Here is a 16,447-nt window from a genome sequence, read left to right on the forward strand (position 1 = left end):
CCCGAGGGATCTGCTTTTCTAGACAGTTCCGCCGTTCCATTTCAATGCAAGCAGCGTCAGATCGTCAGCCTGCTCCGCGTCCTCGGCGAAGCGATGCACGTCGTCGCGCACTTTCCTCACGAGGAAATCGGGCGTCACGTCCTCGGGCATCCATCCCAGTGAAACCTTGAGACGCTCGGTGCCGAAGAACTCGCCGCGCGGATTCTGCGACTCGGTCGCGCCGTCGGTCACCACGCACATCCACTCGCCAGGCATGAGCCGGCGCTTCCACGTCGGGAATACGTAGCCCTCGATCACGCACAGCGGCGGGCCGCCATCGGGAACGAGCCGCTCGGGCGTGCCGTTGGGCGTGCGCGCATAGGGCGGTTCGTGGCCGGCGTTCGCGCACTCGAGCATGCCGGTCTCGAGATCGAGCGAACCGAGGAACGCCGTGACGAAGAGCTGCTCCGGGTTCTCGCGCGAGATCTCCTCCTGCGCGCGCGTGAGCATCACACCCGCCTCGCCGCCGCGCAGCGCCGCGCTTTTCAGATGCGACTTCACGCTCGCCATGAAGAGTGCGGCCGGCAGTCCCTTGCCCGAGACATCGGCGACCACGAACACGACGCGATCGGCGCCCACCATGAAGCAGTCGTAGAAATCGCCGCCGACCGTGCGCGCGGGTTCGAGGAGAGCCGCCATCTCGATGCGCCGCTCGTCCGCGAAGATCTCCGCGGGATCCGGCAGCAATCCCATCTGGATGCGCCGCGCGGCATCGAGCTCGCCCGCGAGGCGTGCGGCTTGTTCGCGCAGCACCCGCCGTTGCCGCTCCGATTGCGCGAGCGTGCCCACCAGCACCATGCCGAACACCGCGACCGCGCCGAACGCGGGCAGCACGGGATCGAACAGCAATCCGCCCCACGCGAAGGCGACGAGCCCCGCGACCAGCGTGCCGCCCACCGACCCCACGACGAGGGCGAGGCCGCGCTGCGCGCGCAGCCGCGGCACGACGACGATGAAAAGCAATCCGAGTGCGAGCAGGAACGCCCCTTCGATGCGCGCCGCACGCTCCCATCGCTGGAGGTACACGCCCGCGGCGAGATTCTCCGCGACTTGCGCGTGCACTTCGACACCGGGCACGAGCTCGCCGAGCGGGGTCGTCTTGAAATCGAGCAGGCCCAGCCCCGTGACCCCGACGAGCACGGCCTTGCCCTCGAACGTCCCCGGCTTGAGGCGATTGAGCATCACGTCGTACGCCGTGACGAAGCGCGTGCCGTCGTGCGGGCCGAATCGGATCCACGCGGTGCCGTCGTCCTGCGCCAACGTCTTCACCTCGCCGAACTCGATCGAGATCATCCCGTGCGGCGCTTCGCGCACGGTGAGCTTCTCGCCGAGCGCCTGGCGCAGCGTCTCGAGACCGAGCGAGCCGAACGTGCCCTCGCCGACGCGCGCGATGAGCGGAGCGCGGCGCACGATCGCCGAGGCCGAGCCGGAGTTGATCAACCCATAGCCCTTCGCCGCCGAGCCCAGCACCGGAAGGTTGCCGATATGGCCCGCGTAGCGATCGATGGGAAGCTCGCGCTGCGCGAACGTGCGCAGCGGCTGCGAAGGCGGCGGCGCGGGAAAGCGCGGATCGAGCTCGCGCTCGGCCGAGATGCCCAGGAGGACGGGCTGCGACGCGATCGCTTCCGAGAGGACCGAATCGTTGGTCGGCAGCGACATCAGCACCTTCGCCGCGTCGCCCGGCATTCCCGGAGTGGATGCGATGTTGCCCGGCGAGAAGCGATCGGGCTCGGGAAAGAAAAGGTCGAAGCCGATCGCGCCGGGCTTGCCCTCGCCGATGCGGCGGATCAGTTCAGCCACGCGCGTGCGCGGCCACGGCCACTGGCCGAACTCGCGCAGCGAATGTTCGTCGATCGCGACGATGACGACGGGCTCGGCCGTGCGCTCGAGCGGGAAGAGTCTTTGGTACGCGTCGAACACGCCGGCGTGAAAACGCTCGATGGGTTCGGGGGAACTGACCAGGAGGAACGAGAGCGCGGCGAGCAACACCAGGGCGGCTGCCCGGAAGCCGCCGAGGGGGTTCAGAGCTGGATCTCCAATCCGTCGTACGAAGCGGAGACCTTGAGCACGTGATCGCTGCGCGTGAGCTCCTCGAAGCGGCGCGCTTCCTTGAGCAGGGACTCGAGCGTCGCGTCGTCGTTGGCGGGCTCGTGGTGGAAGAGCACGAGGTGCTTCGCGCGCGCCATCTGGCACAGCTCCACGCCGACGATGTTGCTCGAGTGGCCCCAGTCGGCCTTCACGCTGATCGCCTCGGCGAGCGCGTACATCGCATCGAAGATCACGATGTCGGCGTTGCGGAAGAAGTTCGCGAAGCCCTCGGCCTCGGCGCGGTTCTCGAGCTTGTGCTCCGAGTCGGTCGAGTAGATGACGCTCTTGCCGTCCTTCTCGAAGCGAAAGCCGTAGGAGTCGCCCGAGTGCAGCTGCAGGTGCGGGATCACGGTGAAGCTGCCGACCTTGTTGGGCTGGTCGGGCACGAGCTTCACGAACTCGATGTTCGCCGCGAGCTGCGAGAAATCGACCGGGAAGAACGGCGCGGCCTGCTGCAGGCGGAACGCCTGCTCGACCACGTCGTGGCAGCCATGGATGCGGATCTTCGTGCCCGGCACGTACGCCGGCCCGAAGAAGGGAAAGCCCATGATGTGGTCCCAGTGCACGTGGGACATGAAGACATTCACCGTCGCGGGCTTGCGCGCCTGCTTGGCGAGCACGTGCACGCCGAAGGGCCGCGCCCCGCTGCCCATGTCGCAGACGTAGTACTCGTCGTCACCCGCCTCGAGCTCGACGCACGGCGTGTGCCCCCCGAAGGTATGGGTGAGCGAGAAGTCGAGCTCGGAGCTCGCGTAGGCGTGGGCCTGCTCGTAGGTGTCGAACGTCCTTCCCGAAGCCTGGACCAGCGCCTGGGCGAGCTTGTCGCGGATATCGACGGCCGTCAGGGCCACCGGAATGGAACCGCGGGTACCCCAGAAGCGGATCTTCAAGAATTCTCCCGGCCTTTATACGTCGGACTCTTGTCGGCGGAAACGGCGTTCACGGCCTCATCGACCGTCCCGTACACCTGGAATACCAGGTTGAAATGGCTGATCTCGAAGATCTCCGCGACCATCGGCTGGAGCGCGGCGACGGCAATCCGGGAATGCTGCGCCTTGGCCTGGCGCGAAGCGAGCATGAAGCAGCGCAAACCCGCCGAGGAGACGTATTCCAGCCCCGAGAGGTCGAGGACGATACCCCGGCCATCCCTCGAAGTCGCATCCAGGTGGGTCATCAGCTCGGCACGAAACGCCTCGCACGTGTCCTGGTCGAGCCGACCGGACACGGACAGGACGACCGCGTTGGCGCTGCGCCGATGGGTCAGCATTTTCTCGTTTTGGGGAAATCTGCGGCCTATTGTGAGTGAGGCCGCGACAGCGGGCAACCGGGCGTTACCAGGGCTCCACGCTGAACAGGTACCGGTGGGGCCGGACCGTCTTGATGCGGCGCAGCACGCCGTCGGAATCCCCGAAGCGCTTGCGCAGCCGATAGAGGCGCGCATCGACCGACCGGTCCTCGTGCGCGTGGTCCAGACCGCGCAGGCGCTTGAGGATGTCATCGCGATGCATGAGCTCCCCGGCATGGGAAGCGAGCAGCCACAGGAGATCGAACTCCGCCGAGGTCATCGTGATGCGCTCGCCGAGCAACGAGACCTCGCGCGTGAGCCGGTTGATCGTGAGCGCGCCGAAGGTGAGTGTTTGCGTCTGCCCTTCATCCTTGCGCGTGGCCTGGCGCCGGAGCATCGCCTTCACGTGGGCGAGCAGCACCCGGGGTGCGACCGGCTTGATGAGGTAATCATCGGCGCCAATTTCCATGCCCAGGACGTGATCGAAGTCCTCGTCGCGCGCCGTGAGGATCAGCACCGGCATGTGCGCCGCGGCGTCGCGAAGCTGCCGGCAGACCTCGAAGCCGTCGAGGCCGGGCAGCATGAGGTCGAGGATGATGAGGTCGGGATCGGCGCGGCGCACTTCGCCCAGCACTTCGTCGCCGCGAGAGACCGAGCGCATCTCGAGCCCGTTGTTTCCCAGGTATTCGGAGACGGCGGCGACCAGCCGGTCGTCGTCGTCCACCATCAGGACGCGAGGCAGCACCCTTGCCGGATCCCTCGCCATCGCCAGCGCTCCCGTCACCATGAGATCGTGAACCTCGCGCCGCCCAGGGCGCTTTCGCCAACCGTCGCATCGCCGCCATGCCAGCGCGCGATGCGGCGCACGAGCGCGAGACCGATCCCGAACCCCGCGGCCTTGCGGTCACGGCTCGCGTCTCCGCGCCAGAAGGGCTCGAAGACCTGCTCGCGGGCCCCGGTGGGCACGCCGGGTCCGTCGTCATCCACATGGATGCGGCTGCCCGAGGGATCGGATTCAACCGTCACGCGAATCTTGTGGGACGCGAAGCGGATGGCGTTCGAAAGCAGGTTGCCAACCGCGCGCGCAAGGTAGCGAGGCTCGGCGCGCAGCTCGATCGCGCAGACGCGGAACTCCAGCGCAAGGTCGTCGCCGCGCGCGCCCACCATCTCGCGGCCCTGGCGTTCGATCGCCGCGAGCCAGGGTGCCACCTGCAGCTTCTCCAGGCGAACCTCGGGCTCGGCCCGCTCGAGCTGGGCGTAGGTGAGGAGTTCGTCGGCGAGGCGATCGAGGAGGTCCAGGTCCTCCGACATGCGCTCGAGGTTGTGCTCACGCTCGTCGGGCGTGACCGCCTCCATGACGAGCGAGTGGCGGAAGCGCAGGCGCATGAGCGGGTGGCGAAGCTCGTGCGACACCGCGCTGGTGAGTTCCTTGTGCGAAGCCATGAGCACGGCAAGGCGCCCGGCCATGGAGTTGAAGGCGTCGCCGAACGAATGGAGGGGAGAGTTGGCGCTCAGGTACACGCGGGTATCCAGCTTGCCATCTGACAATGCGCAACCAGCGTCACGCACGCGCAACAGATCGCGGCGGAGGATCGCGGCCGCGAGGCGACCGATGGTACTTGAGAGAAACTGCATCGCCACGCCACCCTGAGTACCCCTTTGGTACAGATTGTTCGATGATATTCAGGGTGGCGTATGCGCTACATAGTGCTGATGCGACGGTCACGCTACGGTTTGTGACCGTACCCTTCCAAGCCTTTCGTCAGAACTTCGCCGTGAAGGTCACGAAGATCTTCCGGCCGATCGCGTCATACAGGTTCGGATACGTGTTGCCGTTGCCGAACGGCGCGCCCGCGAAGGTCTGGTTCACGATCGGCGGATCCTCGTCGAAGAGGTTGTTGATGCCGGCCGTGAGCTGGTAGTTCTTGTTGATGCGCCAGTTGGCCGCGAGGTCGATGTAGTTCATCGCCTTCAACTTCGAGTCGATCGACGGAACCGTGGCGGCGAGGATCGGACTGCTGCTCGTGCCCTCGTAGTCCACCTCGGAGATGTAGCGCCAGGTGAGCGCGACGTCCGTGTTCCACGGCGTCGCCCACGTCGCGCGCATCTTGTGGCGCCACTCGGGCAGCACCGTCAGCGTCACGCCGCACACCGTCCCGAAGAGGCCCGCGCAGTCGTACTCGGGGCTGCCCGGGAACTGCTGCTGCTTGAACTCCTTCAGGTATGTGCCGTTGAAGTTGACGTTGAGCGCACCCCACTCGCCGCCGAACTTGTGCGTGTAGGTCGCCATGAAATCGAAGCCCGACGTCGTCCACTCGGCGACGTTCAGGTTCGACGCCACGATGACCGCCTGCGGCAGCAGCCAGAGCGTGCCCGCCGAGTCGCGGGTGATCAGGCTGCAGAACTGCGGATTGCCGGTCGCGAGGCACTGGTTGAGGATGGTGGGCGGCGGCAGCGCCGTGATCACGTCCTCGACCTTGATGTTGTAGTAGTCGATCGAGGCGCTCAGGTTCGGCAGCGGCTCGAACACGATGCCCAGCGTCTGCGTCTTCGCCGTTTCCGCCTTCAGGTTCACGTTGCCGCCGAAGGCGCCGCCGTACTGGCCCGCGGGGCTGTCGAGGATGTGGCCGTACTGGGCCGCGGTGACGCCGGTGAACGCGCACTGCGCTGCGGTCGCCGTCGGAGTGGCGGTGGCGCACGGATCAGACGTGTTGTTGTAGAGGCCCGGGGTGAGCGGCGTGTAGAGGTCGAACACGTTGGGCGCGCGCACCGCCTGCTGGTAGCTGCCGCGGAAGCGCACGGCCTTCACCGGCGCCCACTCGATGCCCATCCCGTAGGAATCGGTCTTCTCGCCGGTGCTGTAGTCGGAACGCCGCCAGCTGCCGTTGACGCTCAGCAGGTGCGCCCAGTCCTGGCGCTCGAGGATCGGCAGGCGCGCTTCCATGAAGATGTCCTTCACCGCGATCTGCCCGCCCACGCCCTGCGTCGAGCCGCCCTGGCCCGCGAGGTCGCCCGAGGAGAACGCGACGTCCACTTCGCGCAGCAGCTCGTCCACGCGCCGCTCGAATCCGAACGCGACACCGATACCGCTGCGCGCACCCGGGAGCTTGATGCCGTAGTCGGCAAGGTCCGCGGACATCGTGGCACCCACGACGCTTTGCTTCGTGTGGCCGGTCTGGAAACCCGGGATCTGCACGTAGTTGAGCGCGCCCTGCGTGACCTGGTCGAGCGACCAGATGTTGTAGGGCACGCACGCGAGGTCCGTTCCGTCCAGGAACGAGCGGCAAGCGGCCTGGCCCGTCGCCGGATTGGTGACCACATCGAGCGCGCGCTGGGAGCGTGCGATCGAGAGCTCGTTGCGGAAGACCTGCTGGTAGACGACCTGCGCCATCTGCCCGTAGACGTCGTACTGCCAGTTGTTGAAGACATCGCCTTTCACGCCGAGCACGCCGCGATAAGACGTGTTGCGCAGGTCCGCCTGGCGGCCGCCGCCTTCGACGTTGCGGCGCAGGATCACGACGTTATGCGTCGAAGCGTCGGTCGTGAGCCCGAGGTCGCGACGCCAATCGGCCGACAGCAGCGGGTTGGCGCCCGTCACGTTGACCGCCACGCCGAACAGGCCGCTGGGCGCGATCTGCGAGTTGGTGTGGTTATCGTGGAAGCCGAACTCGCTGTAGACGCGTGCATGCGGCGTCACGTCGTAGTGCGCGAACGCATCGAACGAGTAGCGCTCGGTAGGACGCTGGAAGAAGTTGAGCGGGCCGAAGTTGTACTGGTCGGTCGCGCCGATATACGGACGCGTGTTGCCCGCGGCGTTGGCGACCGTGCGGGCCGCTCCCGTTCCGCCGTTGAGCACGAACTGGCCGGGGTAACTCGTGCCCGAGCCGCCGCAGACGTAGCCATCTCCCGCCGTGTTGAGGTTCAGGGCGCACGCGCTGAAGTCGCGCTCCGACTGGAGCAGCGCCTCGACCTTCGTGTAGCCGAAGAAGACCGTCGCGTTGCCCTTGTTGTCGGCGAAGTTGCCGCCGAGCATCAGGCTCACGTCGGTGGTCTCGCCGTCGCTCTTGATATCGCCCGGAACGCGGAACTGCTGCGGGTTCGTGACGGCGCGGCCCGCGACGATGTCGGAAATGCCCTTGGGGTTGTTCTGCTGGTGGTTGTAGAACGAATAGTTCACTTCGCCCTGAACGCCCTCGAAGTTGTCGTTCATGATGAAGTTGATGACGCCCGCGATCGCGTCCGAGCCGTAGACCGCGGAAGCGCCGCCCGTCAGCACGTCCACGCGGCGGATGAGCGCGGCGGGAATCGTGTTCAAGTCGGCGGACCACGTGGGTGCGAGCGTGCTGCCGATCGGGCTGCCCGGCGGCAGGCGGCGGCCGTTCACGAGCACGAGGGTGCGCACGGAGCCCAGGTTGCGCAGGTTCGCGGTGGCGATACCGGTCGCGCCGTTCGAATCGTTGCTGCCGTATTCGGCAAGCACCTGCGGCAGGTTGTTGAGCAGGCTCTCGACGTTGCGCACGCCCTCGAGCTTGATGTCTTCGGCGCGGATCACCGCGACCGGGCTTGCGCCCTCGAGCTCGGGCGCCTGGATGCGCGTGCCCGTCACTTCAACCTTCTCGACTTTCGCAGCGGCCTGCGATGGTTGCTGCGCATGGACGGTCGATGCAGCGCCGACGATGCCCGCGGCCATCAGGCAGCGGACGAGCTTCTTGTGCGTGTGCGTCACGATGGGGCTCCCCAGTTTTATGTCCGGCGACAGCCGGGCAGAGGACGCCAGCATCTATGGAAGCGAGATGCGCGTGCGAAGCAGATTGCGACGCCGCGTTACGCGCCGCGACGAAAAAAGCCCAAGGATTTCCGTGGCACGACGCCCCGTGCGAGCGAGCCCGGCAGCGCACCCGCGCGATGCAGCATTCGGTAACGTGCGTGACCTACTATTACGATTGCGGGTGCGTGAAATTTTCCACGGCGTTGCGCGCGCGCCACACGCTTGAAAAGAAAAACCCGCCATAAAGGCGGGTTTCGCTCAGAGAATTTGGTGGCCTGGGGCGGAATTGAACCACCGACACACGGATTTTCAATCCGCTGCTCTACCAACTGAGCTACCAGGCCGGGAGCCCGAAATTATAGCGTTTTCGACCTTTCAGAGCCACACCCCCGCATGACGAAGGACAGGAGGGGCCTCGCGATCGCGGCCGGGCTGGCCGTTTGCCTGGCCGGCGGATCGCTGTGCGCCTGGCTGGGCACGCCGCTGCCGTGGATGATCGGTCCGCTGGTCGCGATGGCGATCTGCCAGTTCAGCGGCGCGCGCCTCGAGTCGCTGCCCTTCGCGCGCGAGGGCGGCCAGCTCGTGATCGGCGTGGCCCTCGGCCTTTATTTCACGCCGCCGGTCGTGCGCGAGATCTCTACCTATGGCCTCTATTTCATCGCGCTGGGATTCGCCGCGATCGGCGCGGGTGCGGTGAGCGGCCGCGTGCTCGCGCGACTCTCCGGCGTGGATGGCACCACCGCGTACTTCTCCTGCATGCCCGGAGGTGCCGGCGAGATGGCGGTGATGGGCGAGATGCGCGGCGCCAAGGTCGATCGCATCGCGCTCGCGCATTCGCTGCGCATGCTGATCGTCGTCCTCGCGATCCCTGTGGCCATGACGCTCGCGGGTTTCTCCGGCGTGGACGACTACCAGCCGATCGCGCGCACGTTCGAGCCCGGCGGCTTCGCGGTGCTCATCGCGGTGGCACTCGCTGTGGCCCTCCTCGCGCAGCGCCTGAAGATCCGCAATGCCTTCATGATCGGGCCGCTCTTCGCCGCGATCGCACTCACCATCGCCGGCGTCACTCTCTCCTCCGTGCCGCCGCTGGCTTCGAACGCGGCGCAACTCGTCCTCGCCGGCGTGATGGGCACGCAATTCCAGCAGCGCTTCCTGCGCGAGGCGCCGCGCTTCATGGGGGCAGTGCTCGTATCGATCGCGGTGCTCATCGCGCTTTCGGCCGGCGTGGGCGCGCTGATCGCGTGGACGTCGGGCGCGTACCTGGGCTCCTCGCTCCTCGCGGCCGCCCCCGGAGGCATCGTCGAGATGGCCATCACGGCGAAGGTCCTGAAGATCGGCGTGCCCTTCGTCACCGCCGCGCACGTGTGCCGCTACGTCATCGTGGTGAGCCTGTGCGATCCGATCTACCGGTGGGTGACGGAAAGGCGATCGTCCGCAGATAAACGCGGATAAACGCAGATAGGGGGTCAGGTCCATCTGCGTGTATCGGCGTTCATCTGCGGATCCATTTCCAAAAAGGGGACTGTCCCCTTTTTCTGTCAGCGCTATCATTGGCGCATGAAAGTGGAGAAGAAACCGGTCCGGAAGGGCCGCCGCGGAGGCGGCGGCATGACGCTCGCCGACGTGGCGCGCCTGGCCGGCGTTTCCCCGATCACGGTCTCCCGGGCGATCAACACGCCCCAGCAATTGACCGCCGATACGCTCCAGAAAGTGCAGGCGGCGGTGGCTCGCACGGGCTACGTGCCCAACCGCCTCGCCGGCGGCCTCGCCTCCAACCGCAGCCGCCTCGTTTTCGCGATCGTCCCGACCGTCGCGAGCCCGGTTTTCCTGGAAACGGTGCAGGCACTCACCAGCACGCTCGAGGAGGCCGGCTACGAGGTCGTGCTGGGCCAGTCGGGATACGACGGACGGCGCGAGAACGAGCTCCTCGACGCGATCATCGGGCGGCGCCCGGACGGCGTGATCCACGTGGGCATCATCCATTCGAAGGAAGGCCGGCGGCGGCTCACGGCGGCGGGAATCCCGGTGGTCGAGACCTGGGACCTCACGCCCACGCCCATCGACATGCTGGTCGGTTTCTCCCATGAGAAAGCCGGCGCGGCGGTCGCGGAATTCCTCTACAGCCGCGGCGCGCGCCGCCCGGCGATCATCTCCGCCGACGACTATCGCGCGGGCCTGCGGCGCCAGGGATTCACCGAGGCGATGGCCCGCTTGCTGGGCAAGGGCGCACCGATGCCTTGCCGGCTCGTCACCGCCCCCACGTCGCTCGCCAGCGGCCGCACCGGCCTCGCCCCGCTGCTGGACCGGCACCCGGATATCGATGCGGTTTTCTGCAGCTCCGACGTGATCGCCCAGGGCGCGCTCACCGAGGCCCAAGCCCGTGGGGTCGCGGTGCCTTCGCAGCTCAAGATCATGGGGTTCGGCGACCTCGATTTCGCCGCCCACACCCACCCCGCCCTCACCACCGTCCGCGTGGACGGAACGGCCATCGGGCGCCAGGCCGCGGCCTTCATCGTCCAGCGGGCGCGGGGCGAACCGATCGAGCACCGGATCGTGGACCTTGGCTTCACGGTCGTGGAGCGTGCCAGCACGTGAAAACCGCGTTGACAGCCTTTTGATGACAGCGCTAACATCGACACGCAAAATAAAGGGGACAGTCCCCTTTTCCGAAATGGGGACTGTCCCCTTTTTCTGACCCAGGAGGAGAAACCATGAAATTCAACCGGCTTTTGTCGTGCCTCGCATTCGCTGCCGTCACGGCCCAGGCGGCCTACCCCGAGCGCCCGATCACCGTCGTCGTGCCCTTCACGCCCGGCGGGTCTTCGGACATCACCGCGCGCACCATTTCCAACGAGCTCTCGAAGTCGCTCGGGCAGGCGTTCATCATCGACAACAAGCCCGGCGCCAACGGCGGCATCGGCGGCAAGTTCGTCGCGAATTCGAAGCCCGACGGCTACACGCTCTTCGTGGGTTCGATCGGCGTATTCGCGATCAATCCCGTGCTCTACAAGGACCTCGGCTATGACCCGAAGAAGGACTACGACCTGCTGTCGGTCGCGGTGCGCACGCCCAACGCGCTGGTCGCCACGGCCAACTTCCCGGCCAACACGGTCGCGGAGTTCATCGACTACCTGAAGAAGAACCCGGGCAAGGTCTCGTTCGCCTCCTCGGGCACCGGCTCGTCCGATCACCTCACGGCCGTGCTCTTCTGGCAGAAGACGGGCACGACGGGCATCCACGTTCCGTACAAGGGTGGCAGCGCCGCGCACCTCGACATCATCGCGGGCAACGCGAACGTCTCATTCCAGAACCTGGGCTCGATCACGCAGCACGTGAAGGGCGGCAAGATGAAGATCCTCGCCGTCACCTCCGACAAGCGCGATCCCACGTTCCCCAACACGCCCACACTCGCCGAATCGGGCGTGCAGGGCCTCGAGGTGTTCTCGTGGCAGGCCTTCGTCGCTCCCAAGGGATTGCCGAAGGAAGTCACCGACAAGCTGCAGCCCGCGCTCATCGCCGCGATGAAGCACCCGGACGTCGTGAAGAAGTTCACGGAGATGGGCTTCGACGTCGTCGCCAACAGCCCGGCCGAGTTCGCGAAGTTCCTGGACGCCGAGCTCGCGCGCTGGAAGGCCGTCGTGGACGGAGCGGGCATCAAGCAAAGTGACTGATCGCAAGCGCAAGACGCCGGAGGAGCTCCGCAGCCACAAGTGGTACGGGGTGAAGGACCTGCGCTCCTTCGGCCATCGCTCCCGGACCGCGCAGATGGGCTACACCCGCGCCGACTATGCGGGCAAGCCCGTCATCGCGATCATCAACACCTGGAGCGACATGAATCCGTGCCACACGCACTTCCGTGCGCGCGCGGAGGAAGTGAAGCGCGGGATCTGGCAGGCCGGCGGCTTCCCGGTGGAGATGCCCGCGATGACCCTCGCGGAAACCTTCCAGAAGCCCACCACGATGCTCTATCGCAATTTCCTTGCGATGGAAACGGAGGAAATCCTCCGCGCGTATCCCGCCGACGGTGCGGTGCTCATGGGCGGCTGCGACAAGACCACGCCCGCGCTCGTCATGGGTGCGATCTCCGCGAACCTTCCCGCGATCTTCGTGCCCGCCGGACCGATGCTGCGCGGCGATTTCCGCGGCAAGCCCTTGGGCAGCGGCAGCGACGTCTGGAAGTACTGGGCCGAGCTTCGCGCCGGCAACATCACGGAAGAAGAATGGGAAGGCATCGAAGCGGGCATCGCCCGCTCGCCCGGCCACTGCATGACGATGGGCACCGCCTCCACGATGACGAGCGCCATGGAAGCGATCGGCCTCACGCTGCCCGGCGCCGCTTCGATTCCCGCGGCCGATTCGCGCCACGCGCAGATGGCCGAGAACTCGGGCCGGCGCATCGTCGACATGGTGTGGGAAGACCTGAAGCCCTCGGACATCGTGAATGCGAAGTCCGTGGACAACGCGGTCATCACCGCGCTCGCTCTCGGTGGCTCCACCAACTCCGTCGTGCACATGGTCGCGATCGCGCGCCGTGCGGGCGTGGATCTCACGATCGAACGCTTCGACGAGCTCGCGCACAAGGTGCCGGTGCTCGCCAACATCCGTCCGTCGGGCCAGTACCTGATGGAGGATTTCTTCTACGCCGGCGGCCTGCGCGCCCTCCTCCGGGAGCTGGGCGACCTGCTCGACACCTCGCTCGTCACCGTGAACGGAAAGACGCTCGCCGAAAACCTCGCGACCGCGAAGACCTGGAACGAGGATGTCATTCGCCCGCGCACCAACCCGCTCGTCGAGAAGGACGGGCTCGCGGTGCTCTTCGGTTCGCTCGCTCCCGACGGCGCGGTGATCAAGCCCGCGGCGATGGAGCCGCGCCTGCAAAAGCACACGGGCCGCGCGGTGGTCTTCGCCAACTACGACGACATGAACGCGCGCATCGACGATCCGAACCTCGACATCGATGCCGACTGCGTGATCGTGCTGCAGAGCGCCGGTCCCCTGGGCGCGCCCGGCATGCCCGAGTGGGGACAGCTTCCGATTCCGAAGAAGCTGCTGAAGGAAGGGGTCCGCGACATGGTGCGCATCTCGGATGCGCGCATGAGCGGCACGAGCTACGGCGCGTGCGTGCTGCACGTCACACCCGAATCCCACGTCGGCGGCCCGCTGGGTCTCGTGAAGACGGGCGATCGCATCTCGCTCGACGTTCCCGGCCGGCGCGTCGATCTTCTCGTCGATGCCAACGAGCTCGAGCGCCGCCGCAAGGACTGGAAGGAACCCGCGCCACGCTATACGCGCGGATTCGGTACTCTCTATCTCAAACACGTCACGCAGGCCAACGAAGGCTGCGATTTCGACTTCCTCGAGGCTGGCGCACCGACGCCCGACCCCGAGATTCACTGAGAGAGGACAACATGACCGACGAACTCGCCGATTCCGAACGGCGCCGCTGGATCGCCGCCGGTGCGGCCATGGCCGCTTCCAGCATGTCGAGCGCGGCCTTCGGGCAGTGGGCGCCCGCGACGCGCTATCCCGATCCGGCCGTCATCCAGATCGATCCTTCGTTCGGGAAATATCGCCTCGGCCTCGCCGCGGTCGAGCGGCTCGCCACGGGCTTTCGCTGGAGCGAAGGGCCGGTGTGGATGGGTGACTCACGCATGGTCGTGTGGAGCGACATCCCCAACAACCGCATGATGAAGTGGGACGAGGAGACCGGGCAGGCGAGCGTCTTCCGCAAGCCCTCGAACTTCGCCAACGGCAACACGCGCGATCGCCAGGGACGCCTGCTCACCTGCCAGCACGGCACGAGGAGCGTCACGCGCACCGAGTACGACGGCACGATCAGCACCGTGATCGACAAGTTCGAAGGCAAGCCGCTCAACTCCCCCAACGACATCGTCTGCAAGAGCGACGGCTCGATCTGGTTCACGGATCCACCCTTCGGCATCCTCGGCTTCTACGAAGGCTACAAGGCCGAGCCGCAACTGCCGACGAACGTCTATCGCGTCGACGGCAAGACCGGCAAGGCGACGGTCGTCGCGGGCGACGTGAATCGCCCCAACGGGCTCGCGTTCTCGCCCGACGAATCGAAGCTCTACATCGTCGAGGCCGGCGTGAATCCGCGCGTGATCAAGGTCTATGACGTGGTCGACAACGGCACGAAGCTCTCGAACGGACGCACGTTCATCAACGCCGGCGCCGGCAGCCCCGATGGATTCCGCGTCGACGTCGACGGCAACCTCTGGTGCGGCTGGGGCATGGGCAGCGACGAGCTCGACGGCGTGATGATCTTCAATCCGGAAGCGAAGCCGATCGGGCGCATCCGCCTGCCGGAGCGCTGCGCGAACCTCTGCTTCGGCGGCGTCCAGCGCAACCGCCTCTTCATGGCGGGCTCGCAATCGCTGTACTCGCTCTACGTCAACACACAAGGTGCAATCGGAGGATAGATGGCGGCATACCAAGGCGTTCCCAATCAATTTCGCAAGGACCTCATCGCCGGCAAGCAGTTGATCGGCTGCTGGTCGCACCTCGCGAACCCCATCACCGCGGAGATCCTGGGCCTCGCCGGCTACGACTGGATCCTGCTCGACGGCGAGCACTCGCCCAACGACATCACGACCTTCGTGCCGCAGCTCATGGCGCTGAAGGATTCGTCCAGCGCGCCGATCGTCCGCCCGCCGTGGAACGACGTCATCTGGATGAAGCGGCTGCTCGACGCGGGCTTCTACAACTTCCTCATCCCGTACGTGGAATCCGCGGAGCAGGCGAAGCAAGCGGTCGCCTCGACGCGTTACCCCACCGCGGGCATTCGCGGTGTGGCGCTCGCCACGCGCCAGAACAAGTACGGCACGATTCCCGACTTCCTCAAGCAGATCAACGACTGCATCACGCTGCTCGTGCAGATCGAGAGCCAGGGAGGTGTTGCGAACCTCGAGAAGATCGCCGCGGTCGATGGCGTGGACGGCGTGTTCGTCGGTCCCGCGGACCTCGCGGCGTCGATGGGACATCTGGGCAATCCGTCGCACCCCGAAGTGCAAGCCGTGATCAAGGATCTCTTCACGCGCATCAAGGCCGCCGGCAAGCCCGCCGGCACGCTGGCACTCAACGAGGCCGACGCACGCCGCTACATGGAATGGGGCGCCTCGTTCGTCGCCGTCGGCAGCGACCAGGGCATCTTCCGCGACTCCGTCAAAGCCGTCCGCGAGAAATTCAAATAGCCACCGTCGTCTGCACACTGTCATCCTGAGGGAGCGCCAGCGACCGAAGGACCTGCTGCTACAAAGAGGAGAAACCATGAAACGCTTCCTGCTTGCCATCGCCGCCTTCGCCTTCGCCGGCGCGGCGTTCGCGCAGTACCCGAACAAGACCATCAAGATCGTCGTGCCGTATCCGCCGGGCGGAACGTCCGACATCCTCGCGCGCGCGCTGAGCGTAGGCCTGCAGGCGACGCTCGGCCAGACGATCATCGTCGAGAACAAGCCGGGTGCGACGGGCAACATCGGCGCGGATCTCGTGGCGAAGTCGCCGCCGGATGGCTACACGCTGCTGCTCGCCGACATCGGCTCGCTCGCCATCGCGCCGAGCGTGATGAAGTCGCTGCCCTTCGATCCGGTGAAGGACTTCGCGCCGGTGATCATGGTCGCGTACTCGCCCCACCTGCTCGTGGTGCATCCGTCGGTCGCGGCCAAGGACACGAAGGAGTTCATCGCGCTCGCGAAAGCGAAGCCCGATTCGCTCAACTTCGCGGTCTCGGGCATCGGCGGCGCCAACCACCTTGCCGGCATCGACTTCGCGCAGCGCCTGGGCATCAAGTGGACGTATGTTCCGTACAAGGGCGGCTCGCAGGCGCTCACCGACATGGTCGGCGGCCAGGCCCAGGTGATGTTCAACGGCATGCTCGCGACCTTTCCGTTCGTGAAGGACGGCAAGTTGAAGGCCCTTGCGATCTCCAGCGCCAAGCGTTTCCCCGCGGCGCCGGACATTCCGACGGTGGCCGAGTCCGCGAACCTCGCCGGCTTCGAGACCGGATCGTTCCAGGGCATCGTCGCTCCCGCGGGCACGCCCCCGGACGTCGTCGCGAAGCTGCACGACACGATCACGAAGATCCTCGCCACGCCCGAGATGAAGGAACGCCTCGACAAGGCCGGCGCGGAAGTACGCCCGCAGACGCCCGCGCAGTTCGGTCAGTTCATCGTGAGCGAGCGCGACCGTTGGGCGAAGGTGGTGAAGGAGTCGGGGGAGAAGTTCGAGTAGACAACGATAGTTGTCATCCT

Annotated in this window: 13 protein-coding genes and 1 tRNA gene; 7 read left to right on the top strand and 7 right to left on the bottom strand. The window is 66.4% G+C overall.

Annotation, left to right across the window (positions count from 1 at the left end; translation table 11 throughout):
* Positions 1-18 precede the first annotated feature (18 nt).
* The 7 genes from DSM104440_RS17565 to DSM104440_RS17595 form a co-directional block, all read right to left on the bottom strand.
* Positions 19-2,028: a CHASE2 domain-containing protein gene (locus tag DSM104440_RS17565; RefSeq protein WP_171164953.1), complete on the bottom strand. Its 2,010-nt coding sequence runs from the start codon at positions 2,026-2,028 to the stop codon at positions 19-21.
* Between the two features lie 32 nt (positions 2,029-2,060).
* Positions 2,061-3,017 (bottom strand): MBL fold metallo-hydrolase, encoded by a 957-nt coding sequence (locus tag DSM104440_RS17570; RefSeq protein ID WP_171164955.1) that lies wholly within the window; start codon positions 3,015-3,017, stop codon positions 2,061-2,063.
* Positions 3,014-3,394, bottom strand: a complete 381-nt coding sequence (locus DSM104440_RS17575; protein WP_171164957.1) for an STAS domain-containing protein — start codon at positions 3,392-3,394, stop codon at positions 3,014-3,016. Before DSM104440_RS17575 ends, DSM104440_RS17570 begins: the two co-directional genes overlap by 4 nt.
* A gap of 64 nt (positions 3,395-3,458) precedes the next feature.
* Positions 3,459-4,157, bottom strand: coding sequence for a response regulator (locus DSM104440_RS17580; RefSeq protein ID WP_212758122.1), 699 nt, complete (start codon positions 4,155-4,157; stop codon positions 3,459-3,461).
* Positions 4,158-4,192: 35 nt separating this feature from the next.
* Positions 4,193-4,933, bottom strand: a complete 741-nt coding sequence (locus DSM104440_RS17585; protein WP_171164958.1) for an ATP-binding protein — start codon at positions 4,931-4,933, stop codon at positions 4,193-4,195.
* A gap of 241 nt (positions 4,934-5,174) precedes the next feature.
* Positions 5,175-8,138 carry a TonB-dependent receptor domain-containing protein gene (locus tag DSM104440_RS17590; protein ID WP_212758123.1) on the bottom strand — a complete coding sequence of 988 codons (2,964 nt, stop codon included), beginning with the start codon at positions 8,136-8,138 and terminating at the stop codon, positions 5,175-5,177.
* Positions 8,139-8,448: 310 nt separating this feature from the next.
* A tRNA-Phe gene (locus DSM104440_RS17595) sits at positions 8,449-8,524 on the bottom strand.
* Between the two features lie 49 nt (positions 8,525-8,573).
* Between DSM104440_RS17595 and DSM104440_RS17600 the strand changes: the two genes are divergently transcribed.
* The 7 genes from DSM104440_RS17600 (at position 8,574) to DSM104440_RS17630 (ending at position 16,427) form a co-directional block, all read left to right on the top strand.
* Positions 8,574-9,632: an AbrB family transcriptional regulator gene (locus DSM104440_RS17600; RefSeq protein WP_171164960.1), complete on the top strand. Its 1,059-nt coding sequence runs from the start codon at positions 8,574-8,576 to the stop codon at positions 9,630-9,632.
* Positions 9,633-9,737: 105 nt separating this feature from the next.
* Positions 9,738-10,775 carry a LacI family DNA-binding transcriptional regulator gene (locus DSM104440_RS17605; protein ID WP_171164962.1) on the top strand — a complete coding sequence of 346 codons (1,038 nt, stop codon included), beginning with the start codon at positions 9,738-9,740 and terminating at the stop codon, positions 10,773-10,775.
* Positions 10,776-10,891: 116 nt separating this feature from the next.
* Positions 10,892-11,851 (top strand): Bug family tripartite tricarboxylate transporter substrate binding protein, encoded by a 960-nt coding sequence (locus tag DSM104440_RS17610; protein ID WP_171164964.1) that lies wholly within the window; start codon positions 10,892-10,894, stop codon positions 11,849-11,851.
* Positions 11,844-13,577 carry an L-arabinonate dehydratase gene (gene araD, locus DSM104440_RS17615; protein ID WP_171164966.1) on the top strand — a complete coding sequence of 578 codons (1,734 nt, stop codon included), beginning with the start codon at positions 11,844-11,846 and terminating at the stop codon, positions 13,575-13,577. Before DSM104440_RS17610 ends, araD begins: the two co-directional genes overlap by 8 nt.
* 11 nt (positions 13,578-13,588) lie before the next feature.
* Positions 13,589-14,620 carry an SMP-30/gluconolactonase/LRE family protein gene (locus DSM104440_RS17620; RefSeq protein ID WP_212758124.1) on the top strand — a complete coding sequence of 344 codons (1,032 nt, stop codon included), beginning with the start codon at positions 13,589-13,591 and terminating at the stop codon, positions 14,618-14,620.
* Entirely contained in the window at positions 14,621-15,391 is a 771-nt protein-coding gene (garL, locus tag DSM104440_RS17625) for a 2-dehydro-3-deoxyglucarate aldolase (RefSeq protein ID WP_171164968.1), read from the top strand. It abuts the gene before it with no gap.
* A 76-nt stretch (positions 15,392-15,467) separates the two neighbouring features.
* Positions 15,468-16,427 carry a Bug family tripartite tricarboxylate transporter substrate binding protein gene (locus DSM104440_RS17630; protein WP_171164970.1) on the top strand — a complete coding sequence of 320 codons (960 nt, stop codon included), beginning with the start codon at positions 15,468-15,470 and terminating at the stop codon, positions 16,425-16,427.
* The last annotated feature ends 20 nt before the right edge of the window (positions 16,428-16,447 follow it).

Origin of the sequence: Usitatibacter palustris (assembly GCF_013003985.1) — a bacterium.
GTDB classification, from domain to species: domain Bacteria; phylum Pseudomonadota; class Gammaproteobacteria; order Burkholderiales; family Usitatibacteraceae; genus Usitatibacter; species Usitatibacter palustris.

Excerpts from the sequence above, each read along its gene's own strand:
- DSM104440_RS17575 (WP_171164957.1), bottom strand. The coding sequence starts at position 3,394 with ATGCTGACCCATCGGCGCAGCGCCAACGCGGTCGTCCTGTCCGTGTCC.
- DSM104440_RS17600 (WP_171164960.1), top strand. The coding sequence starts at position 8,574 with ATGACGAAGGACAGGAGGGGCCTCGCGATCGCGGCCGGGCTGGCCGTT.
- DSM104440_RS17605 (WP_171164962.1), top strand. The coding sequence starts at position 9,738 with ATGAAAGTGGAGAAGAAACCGGTCCGGAAGGGCCGCCGCGGAGGCGGC.
- DSM104440_RS17610 (WP_171164964.1), top strand. The coding sequence starts at position 10,892 with ATGAAATTCAACCGGCTTTTGTCGTGCCTCGCATTCGCTGCCGTCACG.
- DSM104440_RS17620 (WP_212758124.1), top strand. The coding sequence starts at position 13,589 with ATGACCGACGAACTCGCCGATTCCGAACGGCGCCGCTGGATCGCCGCC.
- garL (WP_171164968.1), top strand. The coding sequence starts at position 14,621 with ATGGCGGCATACCAAGGCGTTCCCAATCAATTTCGCAAGGACCTCATC.
- DSM104440_RS17630 (WP_171164970.1), top strand. The coding sequence starts at position 15,468 with ATGAAACGCTTCCTGCTTGCCATCGCCGCCTTCGCCTTCGCCGGCGCG.